General features: G+C 63.2%; 25 protein-coding genes. 15 read left to right on the plus strand and 10 right to left on the minus strand.

Features of this window, described 5'->3' with window-relative positions; genetic code table 11:
- Positions 1-30 precede the first annotated feature (30 nt).
- From F0P97_RS21770 to F0P97_RS21785, 4 genes are all read left to right on the plus strand, one after another.
- Positions 31-639 carry a (2Fe-2S)-binding protein gene (locus F0P97_RS21770; RefSeq protein ID WP_182284166.1) on the plus strand — a complete coding sequence of 203 codons (609 nt, stop codon included), beginning with the start codon at positions 31-33 and terminating at the stop codon, positions 637-639.
- A gap of 2 nt (positions 640-641) precedes the next feature.
- Entirely contained in the window at positions 642-2,936 is a 2,295-nt protein-coding gene (locus tag F0P97_RS21775) for a xanthine dehydrogenase family protein molybdopterin-binding subunit (protein WP_182284168.1), read from the plus strand.
- 23 nt (positions 2,937-2,959) lie between these two features.
- A complete protein-coding gene (locus tag F0P97_RS21780; RefSeq protein ID WP_182284170.1) occupies positions 2,960-4,255 on the plus strand; it encodes a c-type cytochrome in 1,296 nt (431 codons plus the stop codon).
- A 168-nt stretch (positions 4,256-4,423) separates the two neighbouring features.
- Positions 4,424-5,497 (plus strand): XdhC family protein, encoded by a 1,074-nt coding sequence (locus tag F0P97_RS21785; RefSeq protein WP_182284172.1) that lies wholly within the window; start codon positions 4,424-4,426, stop codon positions 5,495-5,497.
- Positions 5,498-5,508: 11 nt separating this feature from the next.
- Here the strand turns inward: F0P97_RS21785 and F0P97_RS21790 are convergent, their stop codons facing one another.
- Positions 5,509-6,237 (minus strand): aspartate/glutamate racemase family protein, encoded by a 729-nt coding sequence (locus tag F0P97_RS21790; RefSeq protein WP_182284173.1) that lies wholly within the window; start codon positions 6,235-6,237, stop codon positions 5,509-5,511.
- A 57-nt stretch (positions 6,238-6,294) separates the two neighbouring features.
- On the opposite strand from F0P97_RS21790, the gene F0P97_RS21795 reads away from it, so the two are divergent.
- Both F0P97_RS21795 and F0P97_RS21800 read left to right on the plus strand, forming a co-directional pair.
- On the plus strand, positions 6,295-7,095 hold the full coding sequence (locus tag F0P97_RS21795; protein WP_182287283.1) for an AraC family transcriptional regulator: 801 nt from the start codon (positions 6,295-6,297) through the stop codon (positions 7,093-7,095).
- A gap of 118 nt (positions 7,096-7,213) precedes the next feature.
- Positions 7,214-8,239, plus strand: a complete 1,026-nt coding sequence (locus F0P97_RS21800; protein WP_182284175.1) for a DNA/RNA non-specific endonuclease — start codon at positions 7,214-7,216, stop codon at positions 8,237-8,239.
- Positions 8,240-8,362: 123 nt separating this feature from the next.
- Here F0P97_RS21800 and F0P97_RS21805 read toward each other — a convergent pair whose 3' ends face one another.
- The 5 genes from F0P97_RS21805 to F0P97_RS21825 form a co-directional block, all read right to left on the minus strand.
- A complete protein-coding gene (locus F0P97_RS21805) occupies positions 8,363-8,524 on the minus strand; it encodes a hypothetical protein (RefSeq protein ID WP_232538013.1) in 162 nt (53 codons plus the stop codon).
- A gap of 89 nt (positions 8,525-8,613) precedes the next feature.
- Entirely contained in the window at positions 8,614-8,970 is a 357-nt protein-coding gene (locus F0P97_RS21810; RefSeq protein WP_182284177.1) for a DsrE/DsrF/TusD sulfur relay family protein, read from the minus strand.
- A 149-nt stretch (positions 8,971-9,119) separates the two neighbouring features.
- A complete protein-coding gene (gene yedF / locus F0P97_RS21815) occupies positions 9,120-9,359 on the minus strand; it encodes a sulfurtransferase-like selenium metabolism protein YedF (RefSeq protein WP_182284179.1) in 240 nt (79 codons plus the stop codon).
- Between the two features lie 17 nt (positions 9,360-9,376).
- Positions 9,377-10,618 (minus strand): selenium metabolism membrane protein YedE/FdhT, encoded by a 1,242-nt coding sequence (yedE, locus tag F0P97_RS21820; protein WP_182284181.1) that lies wholly within the window; start codon positions 10,616-10,618, stop codon positions 9,377-9,379.
- Positions 10,619-10,807: 189 nt separating this feature from the next.
- On the minus strand, positions 10,808-13,018 hold the full coding sequence (locus F0P97_RS21825) for a hypothetical protein (protein WP_182284184.1): 2,211 nt from the start codon (positions 13,016-13,018) through the stop codon (positions 10,808-10,810).
- Between the two features lie 267 nt (positions 13,019-13,285).
- Here F0P97_RS21825 and F0P97_RS21830 point away from each other — a divergent pair, with 267 nt between their 5' ends.
- From F0P97_RS21830 to F0P97_RS21850, 5 genes are all read left to right on the plus strand, one after another.
- Positions 13,286-14,020 carry a GntR family transcriptional regulator gene (locus F0P97_RS21830; RefSeq protein ID WP_182284185.1) on the plus strand — a complete coding sequence of 245 codons (735 nt, stop codon included), beginning with the start codon at positions 13,286-13,288 and terminating at the stop codon, positions 14,018-14,020.
- Positions 14,017-14,838, plus strand: coding sequence for a 3-hydroxybutyrate dehydrogenase (locus F0P97_RS21835; RefSeq protein WP_182284187.1), 822 nt, complete (start codon positions 14,017-14,019; stop codon positions 14,836-14,838). Before F0P97_RS21830 ends, F0P97_RS21835 begins: the two co-directional genes overlap by 4 nt.
- Positions 14,839-14,957: 119 nt before the next feature.
- Entirely contained in the window at positions 14,958-16,271 is a 1,314-nt protein-coding gene (fahA, locus tag F0P97_RS21840) for a fumarylacetoacetase (protein WP_182284189.1), read from the plus strand.
- A gap of 98 nt (positions 16,272-16,369) precedes the next feature.
- Entirely contained in the window at positions 16,370-17,677 is a 1,308-nt protein-coding gene (locus tag F0P97_RS21845) for an SPOR domain-containing protein (protein ID WP_182284191.1), read from the plus strand.
- A 143-nt stretch (positions 17,678-17,820) separates the two neighbouring features.
- Complete coding sequence (locus F0P97_RS21850; protein WP_182287284.1) at positions 17,821-18,180, plus strand: I78 family peptidase inhibitor; 360 nt, start codon at positions 17,821-17,823, stop codon at positions 18,178-18,180.
- A gap of 14 nt (positions 18,181-18,194) precedes the next feature.
- Here F0P97_RS21850 and hemW read toward each other — a convergent pair whose 3' ends face one another.
- From hemW to F0P97_RS21870, 4 genes are all read right to left on the minus strand, one after another.
- Positions 18,195-19,424 carry a radical SAM family heme chaperone HemW gene (gene hemW, locus F0P97_RS21855; RefSeq protein ID WP_182284193.1) on the minus strand — a complete coding sequence of 410 codons (1,230 nt, stop codon included), beginning with the start codon at positions 19,422-19,424 and terminating at the stop codon, positions 18,195-18,197.
- A 223-nt stretch (positions 19,425-19,647) separates the two neighbouring features.
- Positions 19,648-20,247 (minus strand): non-canonical purine NTP pyrophosphatase, encoded by a 600-nt coding sequence (locus F0P97_RS21860; RefSeq protein ID WP_034368809.1) that lies wholly within the window; start codon positions 20,245-20,247, stop codon positions 19,648-19,650.
- A 93-nt stretch (positions 20,248-20,340) separates the two neighbouring features.
- Positions 20,341-21,246, minus strand: a complete 906-nt coding sequence (locus F0P97_RS21865) for a PP2C family protein-serine/threonine phosphatase (RefSeq protein WP_182284195.1) — start codon at positions 21,244-21,246, stop codon at positions 20,341-20,343.
- Positions 21,243-22,274: a serine/threonine protein kinase gene (locus F0P97_RS21870; RefSeq protein WP_034358139.1), complete on the minus strand. Its 1,032-nt coding sequence runs from the start codon at positions 22,272-22,274 to the stop codon at positions 21,243-21,245. The genes F0P97_RS21865 and F0P97_RS21870 overlap by 4 nt, the downstream gene beginning before the upstream one ends.
- A gap of 89 nt (positions 22,275-22,363) precedes the next feature.
- Between F0P97_RS21870 and F0P97_RS21875 the strand changes: the two genes are divergently transcribed.
- The 4 genes from F0P97_RS21875 (at position 22,364) to F0P97_RS21890 (ending at position 26,530) form a co-directional block, all read left to right on the plus strand.
- Positions 22,364-23,257 (plus strand): YicC/YloC family endoribonuclease, encoded by an 894-nt coding sequence (locus tag F0P97_RS21875; RefSeq protein WP_332839914.1) that lies wholly within the window; start codon positions 22,364-22,366, stop codon positions 23,255-23,257.
- A gap of 61 nt (positions 23,258-23,318) precedes the next feature.
- Positions 23,319-23,948, plus strand: a complete 630-nt coding sequence (gmk, locus tag F0P97_RS21880; RefSeq protein WP_087084466.1) for a guanylate kinase — start codon at positions 23,319-23,321, stop codon at positions 23,946-23,948.
- An 18-nt stretch (positions 23,949-23,966) separates the two neighbouring features.
- Positions 23,967-24,170 carry a DNA-directed RNA polymerase subunit omega gene (rpoZ, locus tag F0P97_RS21885; RefSeq protein WP_003052081.1) on the plus strand — a complete coding sequence of 68 codons (204 nt, stop codon included), beginning with the start codon at positions 23,967-23,969 and terminating at the stop codon, positions 24,168-24,170.
- 104 nt (positions 24,171-24,274) lie between these two features.
- Positions 24,275-26,530: a RelA/SpoT family protein gene (locus F0P97_RS21890; protein WP_182284199.1), complete on the plus strand. Its 2,256-nt coding sequence runs from the start codon at positions 24,275-24,277 to the stop codon at positions 26,528-26,530.
- Positions 26,531-26,557 lie beyond the last annotated feature (27 nt).

Consider the following 26,557-nt stretch of genomic DNA (forward strand, 5'->3'; position numbering starts at 1 on the left):
TATATAAGACTGACTCTTGAAACCTACGTCATGAAATTCACTCTGAACGGCCAGGAAGTGAACGCGCAAAGCGCCACTGCCGACACACCTCTTTTGTATGTGCTGCGCAATGACATGCAGCTCAACGGCCCCAAGTTCGGCTGCGGCCTGGGCGAGTGCGGTGCCTGCGCCGTGCTGATCGACGGCAAGGTGGCGCGCTCCTGCTCCGTGCCCCTGAAGGCGGTCGACGGCAAGAAGGTCACCACGCTGGAAGGCCTGTCGCCTGACGCCAGCAAGGCCGCCAGCGCGCAGGCCCTGCAGGACCGCGCCGTGCTGGATGTCAGCGCCGCCGAGACAAAGGCGCCTGCCACCGCACGCACCTACACCCTGCATGTGGTGCAGCAAGCCTTTGTCGATGCACAGGCTGCGCAGTGCGGCTACTGCACCAACGGAATGATCATGGCGCTGGTCGCCCTGTTCAACCAGCAGCCCAAGGCCAGCGACGAAGAAATCAGGCACGCCCTGTCCGGCCATCTGTGCCGCTGCGGCACCCATGTGGAAATCATGCAGGCCGCCGCGCGCGCCCGCGAGCTGATTGCCAAGGGCCACAGCCCGGCCCTCCCCGCCGCCGGCGCATCCACTACCGCAAAGGCTGCCTGATCATGAAATTCTTCACCAAAGACAATCACGCTCAACTGACCCGTCGCCAGCTGCTCAAGGCCGGCGGCATGCTGATGGTCGGCTCCGTGGCAGGCGGCCATCTGCTGATGGCCCAGACCGCCCCCGAAGCGGCTGCCAAGGGCGCTTTCCCCATTCCCTCGGCCAAGCTGGTGGACAGCTTCATCGCGATTGGCGCCGACGGCTCCGTCACGGCCTACAACGGCCACGTGGACCTGGGCACGGGCGTGCGCACGGCTCTCGGCCAGTTGGTGGCCGACGAGCTGTATGTGGACTTTGCCGCCGTGACCATGGTGCTGGGACACACCGCCCGCACCCCGGACCTGGGCCCCACCATTGCCAGCAACACCATCCAGGTATCGTCCCTGCCCATGCGTCATGCCGCAGCGCAGGTGCGCCAGCTGCTGATCAAGCTGGCCAGCGAAAAATCCGGTGTTCCCGCCGAGCGCATCACCACCCAGAAAGGCTTTGTCATCGCCGGCGGCAAGCGCTACGGCTATGGCGAGCTGGTTCAGGGCCAGGATCTGCAGATCGAGGTCGACGACAAGATCGAGCTGCGCAAGTCCGGCTTCGAGTACATCGGCAAATCGGTGCAGCGCGTGGACATCCCCAACAAGGTTCTGGGCGCGCTGACCTATATCCATGACCTGCGCGTGCCCGGCATGCTGCACGGCCGCGTGATCCGTCCTCCCTACACCGGCGCCGATGCCACGGCGCCCCTGGGCTCCAGCCTGGTGTCGGTGGACGAGAAGTCCATCGCCCATCTGCCCGGCATCGTCAAGGTCGTGGTCAAGGGCGACTTCGTGGGCGTGGTGGCCGAGCGTGAAGAGCAGGCCATCGCTGCCATGCGCCAGCTCAAGGTCACCTGGAAGGAATGGAACGGTCTGCCCGATATGTCGCTGAGCGGCCTGCATCAGACCCTGGTGGACCACGCCAAGACAGACCGCGTGCTGCAGGAAGACGAAGGCGCGCTGCAGGCGATCGAGCAGGTCAAGACTGCACTGACCCGCGACTATGTCTGGCCCTATCACGCTCACGGCTCCATCGGCCCGTCCTGCGCGATTGCCGAAGTGGGCGACGGACAGATCCAGGTCTGGACCGGCTCGCAAAACCCCCACGACGTGTGCAAGGACATTGCCAAGCTCATGGACGTGAATGCCGACAACATCAACGTCACCCGCCTCGAAGCCTCCGGCTGCTACGGCCGCAACTGCGCGGACGACGTCTGCTCGGATGCGGTGCTGATGTCTGCCGCCGTGGGCAAGCCCGTGCGCGTGCAGCTGATGCGCGAGCAGGAAGCCGGCTGGGAGCCCAAGGGCACGGGCCAGCTGATTCGCGTGCGCGGCGGCCTGGACGAGCAAAACAATGTGGCCGCCTATGAGCTGCGTACCTGCTACCCCTCGAACAACGCCTCGGCGCTGGCTCTGATCCTCACGGGCAAGGTGTCTGCCAAGACCGAAGCCCAGCAAATGGGCGACCGCACTGCCATTCCGCAGTACGAGTATCCCAAGATGCGCGTGATCTCCCAGGACGCCGTGCCCATCGTGCGCGCCTCGTGGATGCGCGGCGTCTCCGCCCTGCCCAATGTGTTCGCCCATGAGTCCTGGATCGACGAATGCGCTTACCTGGCCAAGGCCGACCCCATCGAGTACCGCCTGCGCTATCTCAAGGACCCCCGTGCCGTGGCGCTGATTGCCGAGGCCAAGAAGCAGTGCAACTGGCAGGAAGGCCCGGCACGCCGCAATGCGGCAGCTGACGATCAGCGCCTGGTCAAGGGTCGCGGCTTTGCCTATGCCCGCTACTTCCACAGCAAGTTCCCCGGCTACGGTGCGGCCTGGGCAACCTGGGTGGTCGACGTGACCGTGGACCGCGAAACCGGGGAAGTCAAGGTCGACAAGGTCTTTGTCGCCCAGGACACCGGCGCCATGGTCAACCCCGCAGGCGTGCGTCATCAGGTGCACGGCAACGTGGTGCAGTCCACCAGCCGCGTGCTCAAGGAGTTCGTCACCTTCGACAAGAGCGGCGTCACCTCCGTGGAATGGGGCGGCTACCCCATCCTGCGCTTTGACGAGCTGCCCGAGATCGACTCGCTGCTGGTCGAGCGTCCCAACGAGGCACCCATGGGCGCCGGCGAATCGGCCTCCGTGCCCAGCGCCGCCGCCGTGGCCAACGCCATCTTCGACGCCACCGGCGTGCGCCTGCTGGAAGTGCCGTTCACGCCCAGCCGCGTGCTGGCCGCGCTCAAGGCTGCCAAGAGCAGCGCCGCCTCGTCCAAGTGACTCCACCGATAAAGAACATAGATATGCGAACGTTCCAAAAGATTCTGGCGGGCGGTGCGGCTGTAGTGGTCGTGCTGGCTGCCGCCGGCCTGGCACTCACCCATCAGGGCGAGATTGCGCCCCAGTCAGCCATTCCTGCAGCAGACTTCACGCCCCAGCAGATTGCCAAGGGCAAGCTGCTGGCCGCCATGGGCGACTGCGCCGTCTGCCACACTGCGCCCAACGGCAAGACCAATGCGGGCGGTCTGGCCATGCCCAGCCCCTTCGGCACCATCTACACCAGCAACATCACGCCCGATCTGCAGACCGGTATCGGCAGCTGGAGCTATGAAGCCTTCGAGCGCGCCATGCGCCACGGCGTGGACCGCGAAGGCCAGTACCTCTACCCCGCCTTCCCCTACACGGCCTTCAGCCGCGTGACGGATGAGGACATGAAGGCCTTGTACGCCTTTCTGATGAGCGAGCCCGCCGTGGAGAACCAGCCGCCCGAGACGGCGCTGAACTTCCCCTACAACGTGCGCCGCGGCATTGCGGCCTGGAACTGGCTCTACCTCAAGCCCGGCGTCGTCAAGGACGATGAAAAGCAGGCTCCCGAGTGGAATCGCGGTGCCTATCTGGTCGAAGGCCTGGGTCACTGCAGCGCCTGCCACACACCGCGCAACGGCCTGGCTGCTGAAAAAACGGGTGAGTTCCACCTGAGCGGCGGCAGCGCCGAAGGCTGGGATGCTCCCGCCCTGACGGACAAGACGGCCTCGCCCCTGCCCTGGACCAAGCAGGATCTGGTCGACTATATGAAGACCGGCTTCTCTGCCCGTCACAGCGTGGCAGCCGGCCCCATGGCTCCAGTGGCCCACGGCCTGTCGCAGCAAAGCGATGCCGATCTCGACGCCATTGCCAGCTATCTGATGAGCTACCGCAAGGCCGACGCCGCCCCTGGCGATGCCAAGGCACTGATAGCGGAAAAAACCGCCAAGCCCAAGCTGGCACTCGATGCTGAAGGCTACCGCCTGTACCAGGGCGCCTGCATGGCCTGCCACAAGGCAGACCCCTCGGGCAGCAGCTTCGGCGTGCGTCCCCAGCTGGCGCTGAGCACCAGCCTGCACTCCGCATCGCCCGACAACGCCATCATGGCCGTACTCGAAGGCGTGCAACATCCGGCGCATGCCGACCTGGGCACCATGCCGGCCTTCCGCCATGCGCTCAGCGATGCACAGATCGCCACCCTGCTCAACACCATGCGTGTCCAGTACGGCGTGGACGAGTGGAAGGACCTGCCTGCCAAGGTAGGCCAGTTGCGCAAGCAGACCCAGGCGCATTGACAGCAGGCGCTGCCAAAGCGCTGCACAGCTCTGCACAAGCCGGCCTTCCCTGTCCTTCAGGCCTCGGAAGGCCTTTTTACGGGTGATCATTTACGGGTAGCGCCGCTACCCGGTGCCCGCCTGATGCTTCAAAATTGCAGCGAGCGAGAGAAACAGAGAAAGCAAGCAATGGACAATATCGACGTCTTGGTACTCAAGGCATTGCGCGACTGGCGTTCGGCCGGTCAGCACGCCTTGCTGGCCACCGTGGTACGCACCTGGGGCTCGTCCCCGCGCCCGGTGGGCTCCATGATGGCCTTGCGCGAGGACGGTCGCGCCATTGGCTCGGTATCCGGCGGCTGCATCGAGGACGATTTGATAGCCCGCCACACCAAGGCCCTGAACCAGAGCCTGGGCATTCCCGACGGCCCGCCGCAGCTGGTGCGCTATGGCGTGAGTGCCGACGAAGCCCACCGCTTCGGTCTGCCCTGTGGCGGCACGCTGGAGCTGCTGCTGGAATTCAACCCCGATGCGGCCAGCCTGCAGCAACTGGTGGCCGATCTGGAAGCCGGATCACTGGTGAAACGCAGCGTCGACTGCAGCAGCGGCGAAGTCCGCCTGCAGACGGCCGAGCACCCCGACGCGCTGGAGTTTGACGGCCAGCAACTCGTCAACCACCTCGGCCCCGGCTACCGCATGCTGCTGATCGGCGCTGGGGCCCTGGCCGAATACCTGGCCACCATGGCCTTGTTCAACGGCTTCACGGTCACCGTCTGCGACCCGCGCGAGGAATACATGGGCAGCTGGTCGGTGGCGCAGGTCAGCACCGTCACCGACATGCCCGACGATGCGGTCATGGCCTTCAAGCCCGATGCGCGCAGCTGCATCGTCGCCCTCACCCACGACCCCAAGCTCGACGACCTGGCCCTGCTCGAGGCCCTGCACAGCCCGGCCTTCTATGTGGGCGCCATCGGCTCGCGCCGCAACAACCACGCAAGGCGCGAGCGCATGATGGAGCATTTTGGCGAGACCGAAGCCTCGCTGGCCAGGCTGCGCGGCCCCATCGGCCTCTATATCGGCAGCAAGACTCCGGCAGAGATTGCGGTGAGCGTGATGGCCGAGATTCTGGCCGTGAAGAACGCCGTGCCGCTGCCCCAGGCCATGTCGGTGGAAGTGGCCAAGCACGAGCATGACATTGCCATGAACGAGGCCGGCACGCATTGCGCCATTCCGCAAATCCTCCAGCCGGGCTCTGCGCACTGATATCCGGCAGTTCAGGCCCGCAGCGCAAAGTCCACGGCCGCTGCAGCATGCAAGGCCGTGGTGTCCAGCACCGGCAGCACGCTGTCTTCGCTCTTGATGAGCAAGCCGATCTCCGTGCATCCCAGCACCACGGCCTGCGCCCCACGGGCCGCCAATGACTCGATGGCACGCTGATAGAGCTTGCGCGACACATCGCTGATCTGGCCCGCGCAAAGCTCCTCATAGATGATGCGGTGCACCTGCGCGCGCTCGGTCTCGCCCGGCACCAGCACCTTCAGGCCGAACTGCTGCTCCAGCCTCTCGCGCATGAACGGCTGCTCCATGGTGAAGCGCGTACCCAGCAGCCCCAGCACCTGCACACCGGCTGCGCGCGCAGCCGCCCCGACCGGGTCGGCTATGTGCAAAAACGGAATCGACACGGCTGCCGCCACCTGATCCGCCACCTTGTGCATGGTGTTGGTGCAGAGCAGCACGCAGTCGGCGCCTCCGGCTTGCAGGCGACGGGCGGCATCGGCCAGCAGCGCCGCCGCGTCATCCCAGCGGCCTTCATGCTGGGCCTGTTCGACAGGGCCGAAGTCCACGCTGTACATCAGCAGCCTGGCCGAGCGCAACGCGCCCAGACGGTCCCGGACACCCTGGTTGATCAGGCGGTAGTACTCGGCGCTGGACTCCCAGCTCATGCCGCCGATCAGGCCTATGACCCCATGCGGCCCGGCGCTTGTTTGCAGGTTTTGATTCATGAGCAGCAGTGTGACGCCGGCTGCCCGCCATCGTCTATCATGAAATTTCAGCCCGCCATGAAGACCCACCTGATTCAGCCTTCGGCAACCGATATGCCAGCCGCGCAGATCCATTTGCTCGGCCGCGCCGCCTACAGCAGCCGCGACCCGGTGCGCATGCATGCGCTGGGCATTGCGCTGCAAAGACAGCAAGGCGTGCACGCGATTGCCTCCGACAGGCGCGTGGACTTCGACACCTGGCCCGGCACCCTGAGCTATACGCCGCCGGGGGTGGAAGTATTTTCCGAATCGGCCACCGGCGGTGAATATCTGGTGCTGCGCTATGCAGCCCATGAGGCCGACGCGCCCGGGCCGTCGCAGCGCATCTCGCGACATGGCCAGCGTGCGGCCTTGCAGATGGCACAGCATCTGCGCCTGCTGCTGCTCAATCCTCGGCCTGACGCCCTGGCCATCGAGCAGGCTGCGCTGCAGTTCATGGCCTGCCGGGATGGCAGCGACTGCGAGGCAGACGCCCGCCCCGGTGCCAGCTATGCGCGCGTGCTGGACCGCATTGCCGCCGAGTTCGAGCGGCAGCTGAGCATTGCCGATCTGTCCGCCATGGTGGACACCAGCCCCTTGCGCTTTCTGCGTGAGTTCACACGGCTCACGGGCATGACGCCACATGCCTGGATCACGGAGACCCGGCTGCAGGCTGCCCGCGCCATGATTCGAGGCGCCGATCTGCCCCTCACGCAGATCGCGCTGGAATGCGGCTTCAACCACCAGTCGCATATGGGCCATGTGTTTCGCAAACACCTGGGGCTGACGCCTGGCCAGTACCGGCAACAGCAGGGCCGGAAACAAACACTCGATCCTTGAATCACCTGCCTGCACGCAGGCAATTCACATACGGTTTCATTGCCGGACACACAAAGTGCGGCCGGCGGCCCGCATCACGCCTCAAGCAGCATTCAGGCAGCGTACCATTGCCGCCTCAATGACGACCGCCAAGAAAAAGAAAACGCCTGCGCGCAAGCGCGGCACCGCTTCCAAGACTGCTCGCTACAGCCTCTCCCGCATCAGGCGCTTTGCCCTGTCTGCGGGAGCCGCGGCACTGGCCAGCTTCCAGATTGCCAGCTGCAGCTTCAATCCCAGTGTTTCTGCCGAAAGACTGCTGGGCCAGGCGCTGGCCGCCCTGCATATCCCCGCACTCGATGCACTCGGCCAGACCCTGCAGGCCTTTCGCAAGAACGGCTGGCCGGATCTGGATGGCCTGCATTCCAGCTCCGGTGCCCACACGCCCAGCGTGGGCGGCAAGGTGGACAAGGCCGATGTCACGGCCACGGCCCTGCCCACGCACTTTGCCCGCTGCCCGCAGTTCTTTCCCGGCGGCAAGGCTCCGGCCCTGCAGTTGCAACCCCGTGAGCGCGAGCTGTGTTTTTCGGGTTTTGCCGTGCTGCACAACGGCAGTACCAAGACCCCGGTGTTCGTCGCCGAGCGCCTGAATCGTCAGGTGCTGCAGCAGGCCCAGGGCTTGCAGCGCAGCGACAGGTTCTATGCCGACGCCCGCCTGCCGCGCGCCGAGCGCTCCGAGCTCGACGACTACAAGCGCTCCGGCTTCTCGCGCGGCCATATGGCCCCGGCTGCCGACATGAGCACGCCCGAGGCCATGGCCCAGAGCTTCAGCCTCGCGAACATGGTGCCGCAGAACCAGGTGCATAACGCTGGCGCCTGGAGCCAGGTGGAACAGGCCACGCGCAAGTATGCGCTGCGCGCCCGGGGCGATGTCTTTGTCTTCACCGGCCCGGTGTTCAGCAAAAACGCCTCCACCATCGGTGAGAGCAAGGTGGCGGTGCCCGATCACCTCTTCAAGCTGGTCTATGACGCCAGCACCGGCAAGAGCTGGGTGTACTGGCAGGCCAATAGTGCCGACACCCGCATGGGCCCGCCCATCAGCTACGAGGAGTTCACGCGCCGCACCGGCATGCCGCTGCTATCGGCAGTGCATCTGCCGCAAGCATAAAAAATGAGCTGACTACGCAATTCATTCAATGGTTTCAATGACATTCAAACTTGAAATCATTGAATGACGAGCGCATAAAGCTCACTTTTCAATAGCTACACAGCTCCGCAAAGACTGCGGGACTCAAGCCGGCTCGCCCGCCAGCCGTCGCACCACCCCGGATAGCCGCTGGGCCTTCTGGCGGGTGCGCTCATTGGCCATGCCCGTGAAGCCACGCTTGCTGGCCGTGTGGTGCAGCGTATGGCCGACCTGCCGGCGGTACAGCGCACGCGCCCGGTCGCGCATGGTGCAGGCACGCTGCAGCTGCAGGCGGCGCTGGGCCGGGCTCAGCCTGACCAGGGAGGCATCGGACCGGGAAAGGTCGTAGACTCACACTAGAAAGTGATGACCTTGTCGGCCGCCAGCGTCCAGTCGGCCAGTTCAGGCAGAGTTCCTATTTCCAAGCCTGCAATCAGTGTCAGATCGGCCAGGCCTCGCGCCAGTGCACAGGTACGGCACAGCCTGACGCTCACGCCCTCGGCAACCAGATGCTCGACCATGGCCTGCAGACCGCTGCCCGCGCCATCGTGCTGATTGGGCAGGCCGACCACGGTGGCGTCGGACATCAAAAAGATTTTTACCTCAGGCCTGGCATCATGGCCGCGCAAGGCTGTCGCCACGCGCAGCGCCGACAGGCAGCGCTCGCTGCCATAGGGCGCGGCGTGAACGATGATGACGATTTTTTGTGTCATGGCGAAATCTCAAACAATGATGCAGGGCACAGCGCCTAAAACTGGCACAACCCGACAAGGGGACAGCAAGCCAGCGCCGCCGCGCAGCGAGGCTGTCGTCCCCCTCCGCGAAGCAGAGAGGGGGAAGGCGCTCAGCGCCTCAGGGGGAGTTACTTCCTGATCAGGTATCGAATCGTCGGCCCGTCCTGCTGAATCTCCAGCACCTCATAGCCGTGGTTCCTGGCATCCAGCGGAATATTGTTGATGGACTGCGGGCAGTCCGAGACCACTTCCAGAATCTGGCCCGGCTGCAGGCTGGGCATGGCTTCCAGCGTGGCGACGGCGGGGTATGGGCAGGGCTCGCCCAGCATGTCGAGGCGGAAATCGGGAAGGTATTTGGAGTCACTCATGATGGATTCCTTGAGATTCAGGCAATGCGGGCCGCAGCAGCGGCCAGACGGGATTTTTTGGCAAAGAAACGCTTTTCCCACCACAGCACCAGAGCCAGCGAGATACCCAGCATCACATAGGTCAGCAACAGGCCGCCCTGCGGGCCCAGCGCCTTGAGCAGATTGACCTTGTCGTAACTGGTCGCCAGCACGGGCGAGATGTCGTCCCAGACCAGCGCCAGCAAGGTCGATCCGATCACATTGCCCAGACCCACCCACCAGTAATGCACCTGGCCTTCGACGGCACGGTACATCCAGCCGGTTTCACAGCCGCCGGCCAGCACAATGCCGAAGCCGAACAGCAGGCCGCCGATGACGGCATTGGGGCCGGCCCAGAAAATCTTGGGGTCCATGCCCAGCTGCACATAGCTGTAGATGCCGATGGTGCCCACGGCCATGCCCGCGATGATGGCCTTGGCCATCTGAGTGCGGCCCGTGATCCACAGATCGCGAAAGGCCGATGTAAAGCAAACCTGGGCGCGCTCGATGATCAGGCCGAAGGCCAGACCGAACAGAATCGCCATGCCCAGCCTGGGCGCTTCGGCAGCCTTGCAGATGCCCCAGACCACACAGGCCAGGAACAGCGCCACGCCGATGCGAAAGCGCCGCCTGGCCTGGGCCTCGCTTTGCTCCAGGGGCTTGGGTGCCGTCACTTTCTGCAGCTTGACGGGAATCCGGAACATCGGCAGCAGACTGACCTTGGCACCGGCCAGCGAGCCGATGGCCGTGGCAATGGCGAAGAACCAGGCATGCAGCGAAAACTGCGGAATGCCGGTAAAGAACGCAGCCAGATTGCAGCCCATGGCCAGACGCGCGCCAAAGCCCGCGATGATGCCGCCCACAATGGCCTGAAACACGCGAATACGGTGATTGGGCAGGCGCAGCTTGATGTTGTTGGCCCAGAGCGCAGCCGAGAAGCAGCCGACAAACATTCCGATGATCATCAGCCCGTCCACGCGCGTGAGCGGCGTGCCTTGCAGACCAATGACCTTGAAATAGCCCCAATCGGAGAGATCGACACCGAGGAACTGCAGGATATGCCCGCCCCAGCGGGTGAATTCACCGGTCACGGCCCAGAAGGTGCCGGTAATGCCGAAGTAATATGCAGAAAGGACGCCGGCCGCAATCACTGCGGGCACGGGCGACCAGAAACGCACCAGATATTGGTGCTTGAAATCTTGCCAGCTCATTGCCTTGCTTCCTGCCACGCGAAACCGCATGGACGTTTTTCCAGTCGCACCAGCAAAAAAGACGCAAAAACCCTTGGCTTTTGCGTCTTCAGCAAGCTGGTGGATGGCTACAAAAGTGGCCCGCTCAGGGGCTAAAAATCAGGGTTAACCCTTGATTCAAACATGGCTGGCGATTATCCATCTGCACTCTGGCACATGCACAAGGCAGCTGTGCTTACCTTACCTTGCTGCTGCGCCACCTGCAGGTGCAGCTGGCTCCATGGCCGCGGCTGCGCTAGCAACTGCAGAGCCGTGCTGCCAGCTGACGGGCAGCAAGGCGTCCAGCCAGTGCATGCGCCAGGCCAGCAACGCGGCGGCTGCCACCAGAGCCAGCACACACAGGCTGTTGCGCAGGCCGTGACTGTCCGCATAAGGGTCGGCAATATTGCGCTTGGCGTTGACCGGTACCTTGGCCGTCTGCGACAGGCTGCGACCCAGGCCCAGGTTGATGTTCATGCGGCCATTGATGGCCCAGCCGCTGGCATCCAGAATCGGCCCCAGGCTGCGCTGACGCAGCTTGAGCCAGGCAATCAGCATGCTGGGACCGGAGATGGCCAGGATAAGGCCCAGTATGGCCACCGGAATCCACGGCCCCAGTTCGATGAACTTGCCGAAGATGCCAACGATCACGGCACTCAGCGAGCCCAGTGCCACGCCGATGGCGGCCACCGTACCCACATCGGTCTTGCGCGCGGCGGCAGGTGCCTGGGCCAGGTCCTTGGGTGCCGTCACCAGCTTGGTCGCGTTGTCGCTGAGGCTGGTATTGACCACATCGCTCTTGGCTGCGGCATGCTTGGCGACCTGCTCCTCGATCAGGCGCAGGAACTTCTTGTAGGGCGAGAAGAAGGCCTGGCCGATGCTGGTCGGGTTGTCGATGAGCTTGACGATGGTGGCGTCCCAGTCATTGCCCGCACGGTCGTAGAACACGCCGTTGCGTCCCACGAACAGAAAGTCCACATCTCCTGCCGTGAAGGCCGCGACGATCGTCTTTTTCTGCCCTTCGCGCTTGCATTCGCAGTAGGCCAGATAGGTTTTGGCCATGGCGGCCAGCGTGGAATGGGCCGCAGCATCGGCAACCTCCACGGTCAGATCGCAGCTGCGGCCGTCCAGGAACAAGGTTCCGGCCTGAAAGGCCGCGCCTTCGCGGCGATAGAAGCGGGAGAAGGAGACAAAGTTGTTGAGCAGCTCCAGCAGATCGCGCTGCAGGCGGATCAGCTTTTCCAGGGCCATGGCCTGCACGGCATGCTCTTTTTCGGCATCGTCATGGTCCAGCAACTGCATCACTGCGTCTTTCAACCCGCTGGACAGCAACTGCTGAATTTCAACCTCGCTCACTGCGCCCAGCGGCGTGGCCGGGCACTCCGACAACCATTGCTGGCAATGGGCCAGCATGGTCTTGAGCTGATCCCACTGCACCTCGGTCAGCGCCGTCAACGCTTCGCCGAACACGGGTTGTACGGCCTGCTCGCGCAAGGTCTGCAAGGCAGCAGCCCAGGCGGGGTTGACGCCATTCACCAGCGGCAGGCTGCGCTCGCCGGTCACTGCGGCCAGCGGCAGCGCGGCCAGAGACTCCGATGCATTGCTGAGCACTTGCGTCCCCAGAGCGGCATAGCCTTCTTCCGTGGGGTTGAGCGGTGCCCGTGCATTGGCATCGAACTCCACCAGTCGCGTGCGGGCAAAAAAGTCATCGACTTTGGCCTGCACCGCGTTCACGGCCTCGGCCGCCGCCAGCGCCTGCGCGCGCGGCTGCAGATTGCAACCCAGCTCTGCCGCCCGGGCAAACCAGTTCTGCAGACTTTGCACGTCTTCCCAGAAGGCCTCGGCCTTGCTGCGATCGATGCCGGGCACGCCATCGCTGCCGTCCACCGCACCGTAAAGCTCCTGAATGCGCGCAATCAGACCGGCCAGGGCCTCATCGCCTTCCGCCGTGGCTGCACTAACGACGCCGTCGCCATTGAAGCGCAGGGCCTGCAGCGAGGCCATGCGCTCCTGCACCTGGGCCAGCGTGATGGCTGGGGCATCAGGCAGGCCCGCAAGCTCCAGCACGCGCCTGGCTTCTGCCAGCAACAGCGCACCTTCTTCCGTCGCATCGTTGATGCTGTTCAGCTGCAGCACATCGCCGCCATCGGCCAGAACCTGCGGGTCACGCACTCTTGCCACGGCCCATTCACAGGCGGCCACCAGCTCCGGAGGACGAATACGGCCGTCCTTGCTTTCGTCAATCAAATCCAGCGTTGCGCTGTCGAACTCGATACCTCTGGTGGGACAGGCCAGAGCCACCCACAGCTTCTGATCCAGCTCACCAATATGGGCAATGTCCTGGCCCGTGCGAATCACCACCTGGTCCACCTCGCCGGCGCGGAAAAACTGCCACTCGTACTGCTTGTGCATGAAACTACCAACTCCCAGGCAAGGATTGCCCTTGTCAAAGCGCATGGCAACCAATGGTTGCCTGCACTATCCGCTATCAAAAGCGAGGAGTTTAAAAGTCATTTGCACCGTCTGAATGGTGACATTTGTGAACTCTTGCGCTCCTTGGGGCCGGTTTGCACTCCCTCCCTCTGCCTTGCTGCGCCATCTTGATGGGCTGCTTGTTTTCTTTAATAAAGTACTTTTTTAGATACTTTATTTGCTACACTGCCCCGCAAAACCGCGCCTATGACTGCTACGTCCACCGCCTCCCAATCTCGCGACAAGCTGCACCTGCAGCTGGCCCGGCTGTTTCGCAACAAGATCGCGACGGGAGAGTGGCCGATCGGACAAAGCATTCCCACGGTCGAAGAGCTCGAGGCTCTGCACAGCGTCTCGCGCACCACGGTGCGCATGGCCGTACATGGGCTGATCGATGAAGGCCTGCTGGAGACCCGCAAGCGCGGCGGCACCAAGGTCGTGAGCCAGCCCTACAAGCCCCCATCCTTTTTGCTGCCCACGACCTGGCAGGAACTGGTGGCCTTTGGCGAACAGATTCAGCAGACCACGCTGCAGCAAGCAAATGACTGTGTGCCGCCCATTCCGGCCGGCTTTCCTTCCCCTGGCGAGCTGGCCCCTGCCTATACCTATTTTTTGCGCGTGCACAAGCACGGCGATGCACGCTTTTGCCTGTCCGAGCTGTACCTGGAACAAAACCTCTACCCCAGGCTGCAGGAACAGCTGGAGCGCACCACGCTGGCTCAGGCGCTGGGAAATGATCCTGCGCAGATCGCCACGGCCCGCCAGTACCTGAGCGTAGCCCCGGCCGACGAGCTGATTGCCGAGCATCTGGGCGTGCCGCTGGGCACGCCGCTGATGCAGGCGCTGCGCTGGGCCTGCAATCCACAAGGCTTGATCGTCTACTGGGCCAAGGTACGCTTCATCAGCGAATATGTGCATATCGAAATGGACCTGCTCAAATGACCACCGTCCTGCCCCAAGTCCGGCAGCTCTCCAGGCCCCATAGCGGCCGTGTGGCCTGGATCACCGGCTCCACCAGCGGCATAGGCTGGGCCATTGCCAGACAGTTGGCCAGCGAAGGCGCCGCCATTGCCCTGCATGGCAGAGCCCAGGCGTCTGCCAGCACCGGTGCACAGCTGGCCGAGCTGCAGGCACTGGGTGTGGCAGCCCGCTATTACGCGCTCGACCTGACTGACGGCGAAGCCATTGCCCCCCTGGCCCGGCGTATTGCCGCCGAGCTGGGCGCGGTGGACATTCTGGTCAACAACGCGGGCATGCAGCATGTGGAATCCGTGCTCAGCTTTCCGCCAGACCTATGGAACACCATGCTGGCCCTCAACCTGAGCGCACCGTTTCACACCATACAGGCCTGCACGCCGGCCATGCTGGAGCGCGGCTGGGGGCGCATCATCAATATGGCATCCGTCAGCGGCCTGGTCGGCGTGGCCCACAAGCCCGCTTATGTGGCCAGCAAGCACGGCCTGCTGGGCCTGACCAAATCCGTGGCGCTGGAGCTGGCCACCACGCCCGTGACCTGCAACGCCATCTGCCCCGGCTGGGTGCTCACGCCGCTGGTTCAGGCCCAGATCCAGGCCCTGGCGCTGCGCGAAAACCTGGACGAGCCCACAGCCCGGACCAAGTTGCTGGGAGCCAAGCAACCCTCGCAGGCTTTTGTAACGGTGGAACAGGTGGCGGCACTGGTCAGCTTTCTGGCCAGCGACAACGCCGCCCAGGTGCGTGGCGCACAGTGGAATATGGATGGAGGCTTTACCGCGGCATGAAAGCTCCACAAGCCAGATCCCATCGATCAGTCATAGATCGGTCATAGATCAACGGCTGGCAGCGCACAGCAGATAAGCGCTGCAGCCTGTTTTTATTCAAATCGTTTAAGGAGACGAACATGGCATTGAACGAAACCCACGACGCCGGCCTGCAAAGCTGGGTCGCCAGCGCCAACACGGGCAGCAGCGACTTCCCCATCCAGAACCTACCGTTTGCAGTCTTTCGTCGCAAGAGCAGCAGCGAGGCTTTTCGCGGCGGCGTGGCGATTGGTGACCAGGTGCTGGACATGGCGGCCGTTCGCGATGCCAAGGCGCTGGGCGGCGATGTGCAGGCCCAGGTCGAAGCAGCGGCGCAGGGTCAGCTCAACCGCTTGATGGCCATGGGCCCCGCGTCTTGGTCGGCTCTGCGCCTGGCCCTGTCGCGCGCCCTGCGCGCCGGCGCTGCCCAGGAAGCTGCCCTCAAGGCCTGCCTCGTGCCCCAGGCCGATGTGGAATACAGCGTGCCCGCACAGGTGGGCGACTACACGGACTTCTACACCTCCGTACATCACGCCACCAATGTGGGCAAGCTGTTCCGCCCCACCAACCCGCTGATGGAAAACTACAAGTGGGTGCCCATCGGCTACCACGGTCGTGCTTCCAGCATCCGCGTCTCTGGCGTGGACTTCAAGCGCCCCAACGGCCAGCTCAAGGCCCCCGATGCCGACCCCGTGCTCAAGCCCTGCAACCGCCTCGACTATGAGCTGGAGATGGGCATTTACGCAGGCTCGGCCAATGCCTGGGGCGAGGCCATCGGCATCAAGGATGCCGAAAACCATATCTTCGGCCTGTGCCTGCTCAACGACTGGTCGGCACGCGACGTTCAGGCCTGGGAATACCAGCCACTGGGCCCATTCCTGTCCAAGAACTTCGCCACCAGCATCTCGCCCTGGATCGTGACGCTGGAAGCGCTGGAGCCCTATCGCACGGCCTTTGTCCGCCCATCCGAGGACCCACAGCCCCTGCCCTACCTCAGCTCCGAGGCCAACTCGCAGCGCGGTGCGCTCGATGTGCAGCTCACGGTCGCCATCCAGACCGAGAAGATGCGGGCCGAAGGCAAGGCCGCCGAACAGATCACCCGGACCAGCTACCGCCACGCCTACTGGACCATGGCCCAGCTGATTGCCCACCACACCGTCAACGGCTGCGATCTGCAGCCCGGCGACCTGCTGGGCACGGGCACGCTGTCCGGCCCCACCATGGACCAAGCCGGCGCCCTGCTGGAAATCACCGAAGGCGGCAAAAAGCCCTTGAGCCTCAGCAATGGCGAAACCCGTACCTTCCTGCTCGACGGAGACGCCGTGGTCTTTACAGGCTGGTGCGAAAAGCCTGGAGCCGCGCGCATCGGCTTTGGCGAATGCCGCGCCACCGTGCTGCCCGCGCACCAGGCCTGAGCGCGCCTCGGCCATCCCCCAAAGAACCGGCCTGGCGCCGGTTTTTTGTTGGGAATCTGCCTTCGGCCTACTCGTAACGCCATGACACAATTGCAGCCATGCCTTCCGCTTCGGACACCCCACCCCCTGCGCTCGCCCCTGCCCGCCAGGAACCTGTGCTGGACCAGCCTCTGCGCTCGGACGCCAGCCCCCTGCCTGCCTCCATTGCCGGAGCCTTTGCAGCAGCAGCCTATTCCATGCAGCACAGTCTTCAACACGAGGCCGAGCAGACCGCTGCGCCCGAAGAAGAGGACAGCGGTCTGCTGCCTCAGCTCTATGCCAGCCGCCTGAGCCCACGTTCACGCGACTTTTACCTGGCCCAGTTCAAGCGCTTCGATGCACTGGACCGCAGCCTGCCCAGCTGGAACATGGCGGCCGCCTTGCTGACCCTGGCCTGGTGCAGCCTGCATGGTTTATGGCGCGAGGCTGCGAAATACCTGGCAGCCGTCACGGCAACCGCGTTGATCTGGTGGTTTGGCCTGCGCCCGGCTCTGCCCGAGGCCATGGCCCTGGGCCTGGGCATTGCTCTGTGGCTGGTCGCCGTGGCCGTACCCGGCTTGCTGGGCAATGGCTGGTACTGGCGCAAGATCAGGGCCCAGACGCTGCAGGCGATTACGGACGCGCCCAATATGGCCGCCGCCCATGCAGCCTTGCAGGCGCAGGTCGACGCTCCTCGCAACAGAACCGCAGCCATGCTGGTGCTGGCCCTGCCTGTTGCAGCGGCCGCAGGCGCGGGCCTGGCCTTGCTGCCCGCCGAAAATACGGCGCCGCAGCCAAGTGCGGCACCCGCAGCCATCGCCCGGCCCGCTGCCGACAGCGCCACCGGCGCCGCCGCTCCTCGCCCCATGACAAGCCCGGCGCCGGCAGATCCTGCGGCCACCCAGCCCGAAACCCGACCGCCGGAGCCAGTGCCCCCCCCCGCAGCCGGGACGGGCAGCAGCGCCGGCAAAGCGGCGCCCCAGGCCCCTGCCCCGGTGCCAGACAAGACAGCAGTCCTAGCCGAGCCCAGCGACAAGCCGCCGGCAACACAGGCTGACCGGCCTGCGGCAGAGACCAAAGAGCAGCCCGTAAAAGAGGCCTCGAAGGCGGCGCCGCAAGCCAGCTCGGATCTGGTTCCTGGCAAGTTCTATCTGAATCTGGGCGTCTATTCCGAGGCCGGCAATGCCGACAAGGTACTGGCGCAGCTGCAAAAGTCCAGATTGCCTGCGCTGACGCAGAAGATGGCCAGCAACAAGGGAGAAGTCACCCGAGTACGCAGCGGCCCCTTCGAGAGCCGAAAGCGCGCTGAAAAGGCTGCGCGCAAGCTGCAGGCCGCAAATATCGATGCCGGCATCTTTCAAAGTGCAGAAGGCGCCCACAAGCCATAGACCCTGGCGCCGAAATTGACAATCAAAGTGCAATCATTCCCTTTATGGAATTGCGCATGAAGCTATCAAATTTGCGCATTGCTTTGTTGCACCCGCTTGCACATCAAGGCTTGGTCTGGCATGCGCGAGCACCTGGGGGCGCTATGGTGTGGGGCATGAAGCATCGAACACCCACTCTGCATATCTCCACCCGCCCTTTGCTGGGTATGGCTGCTGCCAGCATGGCTCTGCTGATGGCTGGCTGCGCCAGCAACGGCATGGTCGCAGGCGGCACGGCCGCCCCGGCTGCGCGTCAGCTGCAGGTATGCCACGCGGAACCGGTACAGATCTATATCGGCCACAACACGGTGGCATCGACGCTGGAAACCATCCGCCAGAAATCCGGCTCCTACCTGCTGCGCGTGCTGCGCGAGGGGCAGCCCACAACCATGGAATACAACCAGGAGCGCCTGAACGTCATCACCAATGACGCAGGCAAGATCACGGCGCTGCGCTGCGGCTGAGCACCCACCAGGACTTACAGGAACATTTCCTGCAGGTCGCTCAGAAAGTCAAAGCCGCGTTCGGTAGGAACCACCCGGCCCAGATCGCGGCTGATCAGGCCCTTGGCCTGGGCCTGATCGAGCCCCTTGGCGATGGCCGACATGGGCAGACCCGTGCGCTCCATGAACTCCTGCAAGGCAAAGCCGCCGCGCAGGCGCAGCGCGTTGAGCATGTATTCGAACGGCAGATCGGCACGCTTGACCTCGTTGTCCTGTGCCAGCGGCGTGCCGGCCAGCGCCATGTCCATATAGCGGGCCGGATCGCGAAAACGCACCTGGCGCACGATTCGGTGGGCAAAACTCAGCTTGCTGTGCGCTCCGGCGCCAATGCCCAGATAGTCGCCGAACTGCCAGTAGTTGCTGTTGTGAAAACACTGGTGGCCATCCTTGGCATAGGCCGAGACTTCATAGCGCTGCATGCCGGCTCTCCGGGTGCTGGCCGTGATAAGGTCCAGCATCTCATAGGCCGTATCGTCCTCGGGCACCAGGGGCGGGTATTTGGCGAAATAGGTGTTTGGCTCGATGGTAAGGTGATAAATCGACAGATGTGGCGGCGCAAACGACAGTGCCGTGTCCACATCGCGCTGCAGATCGAGCAGGCTCTGGCCGGGCAGCGCATACATGAGATCGATATTGAAGGTCTCGAAATTGTCCGCCGCCTCGCGCACCGCAGCCTGGGCCTGCGCCGCGTCGTGCACACGGCCCACAGCCTGCAGATAGCGGTCGTCAAAGCTCTGCACCCCGATTGACAGGCGGTTCACACCGGCCGCACGGAAGGCCTTGAAACGGTCCTTCTCGAAGGTGCCGGGGTTGGCTTCCATGGTGATTTCGCAATCGGGCTCCATGCGCAGGCGCGCGCGCAAACCGGCAATCAGCTTGTCTATGGACTCGGGCGAAAACAGGCTGGGCGTGCCCCCGCCCATGAAGACGCTGTGCACCGTACGTCCCCAGATCAGCGGCAGTGCGCTCTCCAGATCGGCCATCAGCGCATCGATATAGCGATCCTCGGGCAGCGCCCCCCCCTTGGCCCAGGCATGCGAGTTGAAGTCGCAATACGGGCATTTCTTGAGACACCATGGCAGGTGCACATACAGCGACAGCGGCGGCAAACTTCCCAGCTGCAGCGTGCCGGGACGCATGTAGTGCTGAATGTCGCGCTGCACCGCAGCTTCGGCAGTCTCTGTTTGAGGCTGAATGGGGATCATGGGAAATATGCTTTTCTAGCGTAAACAAAACCGACGCCGCTAAAACTAGCACACCCCAACCAGGGGACAGCAAGCAAGGGCCTAGGCAGCCCCGCCGCCCCGCCTCGAGGGCATCGTCCCCTTCCATAGCGCGCAGCGCGTAGAGAGAGGGGCGCCCGGCTAGGGAAGGCGCGGGACCGCCTAGGCAAAGCGCCTCAGGGGGAGTGCGGTCAAAAACCGCTGGTTATAACCATCTCTCTTTCACCATCGCAATCATCTTCCGAGAAGACAGTCCACGATGGCTGTGCGCATGCTTGAGCTCGGGCTCCATCTCGGCAAAGGTCAAGCCCAGCTCGGGGATCAGCAGTACCGGGTCAAAGCCGAAGCCATTGCTGCCACGGCGCTCGGTCGTGAGCAAGGCCTGCACGCGACCTACTGCAATCAGCGGCTCGGGGTCCTTGGGCGAGCGCACGCCCACCAGGGTGCTGACCATGGCGGCACGGCGGTTGGCCACGCCCTGCATCTGCTCGAGCAGCGCACGCACATTGTTGTCGTCGCTTTTCTCGTAGCCGAACTGGGTGCAATAGTAGGCCGTGTCCACACCGGGCAGACCGCCGAAATGATCCACACACATGCCGGCGTCATCCGCAATGGCGGGCAAGCCGGTCTTCTCGGCCGCAAAGCGCGCCTTGGACAGAGCATTCTCTACAAAGGTGCCATAGGGCTCGGGAGCTTCTCCCTCGAACAGATCGCCCTGGCGGATCAGCTCCACGCCCAGCGGGGCAAACATGGCCTGCAACTCGACGAGCTTTCCGCGGTTATTGGATGCCAGCACAATTTTCATAATAAAAACCCATGGAAGCGCTTATGGCGCTTGCGCAATCAGCTATTGATTCAGTATTTTCAAGCCAGCGCCTATTGCAGCGCGCAACCGTGTTCAGGTCTTGGCTCTCTGGCGCTGCGCCGAACGGCGTATGGCCTCGTTGATTTCGGCAATCGATCGCTCGATGGCCTCGTCGTCGAGTTCATCCTCGCATTCATTGATCGGCCCCACCTGTATCGTGGACTCGAAGCCCTGATCCTCGATCTCCTGTGTGGAGATGGAAGACGGTTCGAAATTATTCGGTGTTTCCCATACCAGTGCCAGCACGGTGACATTGTCGCTGCCGTCTCCGGCTCGCTTGAGTGCCGTATCGACCAGCATGGGCACGAAATGGGCCACTGCCTTGCCATTCATGATCTGGAGAATTTCCGGCGTCGGCACCGCCCCCCAGAGGCCATCGGAGCACAGCATCAGCTGATCGCCCTCCTCAAGCCGCCTTGTCTCGCTCACATCGAAGATGGGCTTGGAAGGCGAGCCCAGGCAGGTGAACAGCACATTGCGGCTGGCCGGCGCCAGCGCACCGGAGACCTTGCGCATCTCGCTATAGGAATGATCACGTGTTCGCTCCACGAGCTGCCCGTCGCGCACCCAGTACAGGCGCGAGTCGCCGCAGTGTATCCAGGTCACCTTGCCGTCCTGCAGCACGGCCGCAACCAGCGTGGTGCGCGGCGTGTCCATCATGCCCTTGGTACTGGCATAGCGCAGGATCTGGCGATGGGCCTGCAGCAGCGCCTCTTCCAGAAACAGGACAGGCTCTTCCAGCATGGGCTTGGCCTTTTGCTGAAAAAGCGTGGAAACCACCTGCAATGCTATCTGGGCGGCCACTTCGCCATCCGGATGCCCGCCCATGCCGTCCGCCAGCACGAACAATGCCGCCTCTCGCGTATAGCAGTAGCCCATGCGGTCTTCATTGAGGGCACGGCCTCCGCGGCGGCTGAGCTGGAAGACGGAAAATTTCATGGTTTGCGATTGCTGTCGGTCACCGCTCCACGTTCGGAGCCGCCGAGTTTCTGAAGATTCTTCCTGGCGTCATGCACCATGTTGTCAAACTGCATGCGCATGCGCTCCTGCATGCTGAGCTTGGTATAGCGACGCTCGCCTTCGCGGCTCAGCTCTTTTTGCAGCGCAAACACCGACTGCGGCCGCGAGAGCGGATCCATGGCCATGCACCACTCCACCACCTCGATCAGATTGTCCGAATACACGCCGCGCAGCTTGTTCAAGGCAAGGGCCAGTCGGTCCTTGTCCTGACGCTGCGGAGCTTCATTGGGCGGTATGCCCTGCATGCAGGCATAGATGCAGGCGCCAATGGCATAGATATCGGTCCAGGGACCCAGCTGGGAATCGCGCCGGTACATCTCAGGGGCAGCAAAGCCCGGCGTGTACATGGGACGAATGAAGTTGCCCTCCTTGGACAGCACTTCACGCGCCGCGCCGAAATCGATCAGCACGGCCTTGTCGTCATTGGTGATGAAGATATTGGCGGGCTTGATGTCCAGATGCAGCATCTTGTGCTGATGCACGATGCGCAGGCCGCGCAGCACCTCGTCAAACAGAGAGCGGATGGTCGACTCCCTGAACACCTTGTCGGCCTTGAGCTCGCGCGCCGTAACGATGAACTCCTGCAGGGTCGCCCCTTCCAGGTAGTTCATCACCATGTAGACGGTTTCGTTTTCGCGAAAGAAGTTCAGCACGCTCACCACGGAGGCGTGGGAAATCTGCGCCAGCGAGCGCCCTTCCTCGAAAAAGCTCTTGAGCCCGAGGCGATACAGGGACAGTTTTTCTGGCGCCACCATGGGCTGCAGTTCGGCAGGCGCCCGAGTGGCAAGCGAAGCCGGCAGGTACTCCTTGATCGCAACCTGCTGGCCATCGGCGTCCAGAGCCAGGTAGACAATCCCGAACCCCCCCGAGGAAATCCTGCGCACCACCCGGTATCCACCTATTGTGCTGCCCGACGGTAGGGGCGCTGGCTTGGTTTTTGTAGACATTTTTTACCGGTAAACCTCAAGGATGATACGAAACCCGGATAATCGGGAAATTGCAAGCATCCATCAAAAGTCCAATGCCAGTTTACAGCATGACCGGATACGCCAGTGCCCAGCACAGCGCATCCGTTGAGGGTGGTCAAGAGTCCCAGTCCAACAGCCGTCTGGGCCTTGAGATCCGCGCGGTCAATAGCCGCTTTCTGGATTTGTCCTTCCGCCTTCCCGACGAACTGCGCGCCCTTGAACCGGCACTGCGCACCTTGCTCACCGCGCGCCTCAAGCGCGGCAAGGTGGAAGTACGAGCCGCCATCGACGTCTCCAGCAACCAATCCCTGCCCATTCCCTCGGCCACCCAGCTGCAACGCCTGGTGACGCTGCAGGACTCGGTTCAGGCCTGGCTGCCCAAGGCACGCGACCTGTCCGTGGCCGATGTGCTGCGCCTGTGCAGCGGCACAGCCACCGCCGGCACGGACTGGAGCGAGATCGCTCCGGCCCTGGCCGAACAGGCCATCACCGAGCTGCTCGCGGCTCGCGCCCGCGAGGGTGAGCGCCTGGCCGACATGCTGCTCGACCGCATCAAGCAGCTGCGCGCGCTGGCCAAGACCGCCGTGCCGCTGGTGCCGCAACTGGTGGAACAGCAGCGTCAGAAGTTCCTTGAGCGCTGGAAAGAGGCCATGGCCCTCGGTGAAGGCTCGGTGGCCCCCGAAGCCGCCCAGGACCGTGCCCTGGCCGAAGCCACGGCCTTTGCCATCCGCATCGACGTGGCTGAAGAAGTCACGCGCCTGGGCTCTCACCTCGACGAAATCGAGCGTCTGCTCAAAAAGGGTGGCGACATCGGCAAGCGTCTGGACTTTCTGATCCAGGAATTGCACCGCGAAGCCAACACCCTAGGCTCCAAATCAGCCACGCTGGAGCTGACCCGCATCAGCGTCGACATGAAGGTGCTGATCGAGCAAATGCGCGAACAAGTGCAGAACATCGAGTAAGCAAGCCCTGAGCGTACCTACCCCGTACGCTCGATTCATGCCCAAAGTCATGCCCAAAGTCATGGACCATCCCGGAAATCTATTTGTCGTGTCGGCACCCAGCGGTGCCGGCAAATCCTCTCTGGTACGCGCTCTGCGCGAATTCGACGCACGCGTCTACCCCTCCGTCTCTCACACCACGCGCGCGCCGCGCGGCCAGGAAAAACATGGCCGTGAGTATTACTTCGTCTCGGACGCCGAATTCGACGCCATGGTCGCCAACAACGGCTTTGTCGAATGGGCCAATGTGCACAGCCGCCGCTACGGCACGGCCAAGAGGTCTCTGGAAGAGCGCATCCAGAGCGGCACCGACGTGCTGCTCGAAATCGACTACCAGGGTGCATTGCAGGTCAAACAGGCGTTTCCCAATGCCGTGCTGATCTTCATCCTGCCGCCCAGCTGGGACGAGTTGCGCGCCCGCCTGGAAAATCGCGGCGAGGACGCCCCCGAAGTCATCGAGCTGCGCCTGAAAAACGCCGAAGAGGAAATGGCGCAGGTCGCAAAATTCGACTTCGTTATAATCAACGAACTGTTTGAGAGTGCGCTCTTTGATCTCAAGGCGATCATCCACGCGCAACGCCTCAAATATGCGGCCCAGCGGCGCCTTCGCGCCGACACCTTCGAGTCGCTCAATATCCCTGAATCCAACTGACCGTTCCCGGAGTTCCTGATGGCACGCATTACTGTTGAAGATAGCCTGGAGCAGATCCCCAACCGCTTCCAGCTCGTTTTGGCCGCGACTTATCGCGCCCGCATGCTCAATCAAGGCCATACCCCCAAGATTGAAACCAAGAACAAGGCCAGCGTCACTGCCCTGCGTGAAATCGCAGACGGCAAGGTAGGCCTGGAAATGCTGAAGAAGGTGCCGGGTTGAGCTGTTGCATCGCAGCACCAAAATAGACAATTAAGCACCGCTCGTCGGTGCTTTTTTGTGCCTATCAGCTTGCACTACATACTTGCAGGCTACATTTAAGGAATATGACAGCGGCCCAGAACTCGACGATTGCTCCTTCCTCTACGGCACCGGCCAAGCCTCAGCGCATGCCCGCTGAACAGGCTGCACGTGTGTCGGCTGCTGCTTTTGAGGGCTTGATGGAGCATCTCGGCTACCTGGATGCCGACAGCGCCGAGCGTGTGCGCCAGGCGTATGTCTACGCAGATCAAGCACATACGGATCAGTGGCGCAGCAGTGGAGACCCCTATATCACCCACCCCATCGCGGTCACGGGAATCTGCGCCAACTGGAAGCTCGATGCCCCTGCCCTGATGGCGGCCCTGCTGCATGACTCCATGGAGGATTGCGGCATCACCAAGCTGGATCTGAAGGAGCGCTTTGGCGAGGATGTGGCCGAGCTGGTGGACGGGCTGACCAAGCTGGACAAGCTGCAGTTCAATACCCGCGAGGAAAACCAGGCCGAGTCCTTTCGCAAGATGCTGCTGGCCATGGCACGCGATGTGCGCGTCATCCTGATCAAGCTGGCCGACCGCACCCACAATATGCGCACCATGAGCGACATGCCGCGCAGCAAGTGGGGCCGCATCTCGTCCGAAACGCTGGAGATCTACGCCCCCATCGCTCACCGCCTGGGTCTGAACCAGACCTATCGCGAGCTTCAGGACCTGTCGTTCAAGCATCTGCACCCCTGGCGCTATGCCACGCTGGAAAAAGCCATCGGCCGCTCGCGTACACGCCGCCGTGATCTGGTCCATCGTGTGCAGGATGAAGTCAGCACCGCTTTTGCCACGCACAGCCTGCCGGTTCGCCTGCTGGGCCGCGAGAGCACGCTGTATTCGCTGTACCAGCGCATGCAGAAGAACCAGCTGAGCTTTGCCAAGGTCACCGACATCTACGGCTTTCGCATCATCGTCCCCAAGACGCTGGACTGCTACACGGCCCTCGGGGTGCTGCACCAGAAGTACAAGCCCATGCCGGGCCGCTTCAAGGACTACATCGCCATCGCCAAGAGCAATGGCTACCAGTCGCTGCACACCACGCTGGTCGGCCCCTCCAGCGTCAGCATCGAATTCCAGATTCGAACGGAAGAGATGAACATCGTGGCCGAGGCCGGCGTCGCGGCCCACTGGCTGTACAAGGCGCAGCAAGGTCATGACTCCGAGCATCTGTCCACCCAGTGGCTGCAGTCCCTGCTCGACATCCAGAACGAGACCCGTGACGCGGCGGAGTTCTGGGATCACGTCAAGGTCGATCTCTTTCCCGATGCCGTGTACGTGTTCACGCCCAAGAGCGAGATCATGGCCATGCCGCGCGGCGCCACGGTGGTGGACTTTGCCTATGCCATCCACAGCAAGATCGGGCATCGCACCACGGCAGCCAAGATCAATGACGAAGAAGTGCCGCTGCGCACCGAACTCAAGAGCGGCGATGTGGTGCAGATCATCACCTCCGAGACCTCCACGCCCAATCCGGCCTGGCTGAGTTTTGTGAAAACCGGTCGCGCGCGATCCAAGATCCGCTCCTACCTCAAGAATGCAGCCCAGACCGAAGCCGGTCAGCTCGGAGAAACGCTGCTGGCCCAGGCTCTGCGTGCCGAAGGCATTGACAGCGTACCGTCGCAGGACGATGCCAACAAGAGCGTCTGGGACGAGATTTTGCGCATCACGGGCAACCGCACGCCCGCAGACCTCATGGTCGATATCGGCATGGGCCGCCGCATCGCCTCGCTGGTGGCGGCGCGCATGACCGCCTTCATGACCAAGCAGGGCGTGCGCCCGGATGCCCTGCTCATCACGCAGGAGCGCTTCAACACGCACAACCGCCCCTTCCAGGGCGCGGTCACGCTCAACGGCGACGAGAGCAGTTCGGTCTATTACTCGCACTGCTGCCGCCCCGTGCCGGGCGACCCGATTCTGGGCTACCTGGGCGGCCAGGGCCTGGTCGTGCACCACGCCCACTGCAACAATGCCATCAAGCTGCGCGAAAAGGATGCCGACCGTTTCATCACGGTGGACTGGTCAGACGACATCACGCGCCTGTTCGAGGCGGGAATCGTGGTCACTGTGCAGAACAACAAGGGCGTGCTGGCCCGTGTGGCGGCCGAGCTATCAAACGCCGAAGCCGATATCGTGCGCGTCGAGATGACCGACGAAGCCGCGATCGGCACCACCGATCTGCGCTTTGTCATCTCCGTGCAGAACAGCGTTCAGCTGGAGAATGCGCTGCGCAATCTGCGTCGCCTGCACTCGGTCATTCGCGCCAGCCGCGTCATGGCCTGACTTCTCTCATGCTCCGCAGGGCCGCCG

The sequence above is a fragment of the Comamonas testosteroni genome (assembly GCF_014076415.1).
Lineage (GTDB): Bacteria > Pseudomonadota > Gammaproteobacteria > Burkholderiales > Burkholderiaceae_C > Comamonas > Comamonas testosteroni_F.

Coding starts and splice junctions, on each gene's coding strand:
- F0P97_RS21875 (WP_332839914.1), top strand. CDS start 22,364: ATGACCGGATACGCCAGTGCCCAGCACAGCGCATCCGTTGAGGGTGGT.
- F0P97_RS21845 (WP_182284191.1), top strand. CDS start 16,370: ATGCCTTCCGCTTCGGACACCCCACCCCCTGCGCTCGCCCCTGCCCGC.
- F0P97_RS21850 (WP_182287284.1), top strand. CDS start 17,821: ATGGTGTGGGGCATGAAGCATCGAACACCCACTCTGCATATCTCCACC.
- F0P97_RS21780 (WP_182284170.1), top strand. CDS start 2,960: ATGCGAACGTTCCAAAAGATTCTGGCGGGCGGTGCGGCTGTAGTGGTC.
- F0P97_RS21835 (WP_182284187.1), top strand. CDS start 14,017: ATGACCACCGTCCTGCCCCAAGTCCGGCAGCTCTCCAGGCCCCATAGC.
- F0P97_RS21830 (WP_182284185.1), top strand. CDS start 13,286: ATGACTGCTACGTCCACCGCCTCCCAATCTCGCGACAAGCTGCACCTG.
- F0P97_RS21870 (WP_034358139.1), bottom strand. CDS start 22,274: ATGTCTACAAAAACCAAGCCAGCGCCCCTACCGTCGGGCAGCACAATA.
- F0P97_RS21810 (WP_182284177.1), bottom strand. CDS start 8,970: ATGACACAAAAAATCGTCATCATCGTTCACGCCGCGCCCTATGGCAGC.
- F0P97_RS21795 (WP_182287283.1), top strand. CDS start 6,295: ATGAAGACCCACCTGATTCAGCCTTCGGCAACCGATATGCCAGCCGCG.
- yedE (WP_182284181.1), bottom strand. CDS start 10,618: ATGCGGTTTCGCGTGGCAGGAAGCAAGGCAATGAGCTGGCAAGATTTC.
- F0P97_RS21865 (WP_182284195.1), bottom strand. CDS start 21,246: ATGAAATTTTCCGTCTTCCAGCTCAGCCGCCGCGGAGGCCGTGCCCTC.
- F0P97_RS21790 (WP_182284173.1), bottom strand. CDS start 6,237: ATGAATCAAAACCTGCAAACAAGCGCCGGGCCGCATGGGGTCATAGGC.
- F0P97_RS21775 (WP_182284168.1), top strand. CDS start 642: ATGAAATTCTTCACCAAAGACAATCACGCTCAACTGACCCGTCGCCAG.
- F0P97_RS21825 (WP_182284184.1), bottom strand. CDS start 13,018: ATGCACAAGCAGTACGAGTGGCAGTTTTTCCGCGCCGGCGAGGTGGAC.
- F0P97_RS21890 (WP_182284199.1), top strand. CDS start 24,275: ATGACAGCGGCCCAGAACTCGACGATTGCTCCTTCCTCTACGGCACCG.
- gmk (WP_087084466.1), top strand. CDS start 23,319: ATGGACCATCCCGGAAATCTATTTGTCGTGTCGGCACCCAGCGGTGCC.
- yedF (WP_182284179.1), bottom strand. CDS start 9,359: ATGAGTGACTCCAAATACCTTCCCGATTTCCGCCTCGACATGCTGGGC.
- rpoZ (WP_003052081.1), top strand. CDS start 23,967: ATGGCACGCATTACTGTTGAAGATAGCCTGGAGCAGATCCCCAACCGC.
- hemW (WP_182284193.1), bottom strand. CDS start 19,424: ATGATCCCCATTCAGCCTCAAACAGAGACTGCCGAAGCTGCGGTGCAG.
- fahA (WP_182284189.1), top strand. CDS start 14,958: ATGGCATTGAACGAAACCCACGACGCCGGCCTGCAAAGCTGGGTCGCC.
- F0P97_RS21860 (WP_034368809.1), bottom strand. CDS start 20,247: ATGAAAATTGTGCTGGCATCCAATAACCGCGGAAAGCTCGTCGAGTTG.
- F0P97_RS21785 (WP_182284172.1), top strand. CDS start 4,424: ATGGACAATATCGACGTCTTGGTACTCAAGGCATTGCGCGACTGGCGT.
- F0P97_RS21800 (WP_182284175.1), top strand. CDS start 7,214: ATGACGACCGCCAAGAAAAAGAAAACGCCTGCGCGCAAGCGCGGCACC.
- F0P97_RS21770 (WP_182284166.1), top strand. CDS start 31: ATGAAATTCACTCTGAACGGCCAGGAAGTGAACGCGCAAAGCGCCACT.
- F0P97_RS21805 (WP_232538013.1), bottom strand. CDS start 8,524: ATGCGCGACCGGGCGCGTGCGCTGTACCGCCGGCAGGTCGGCCATACG.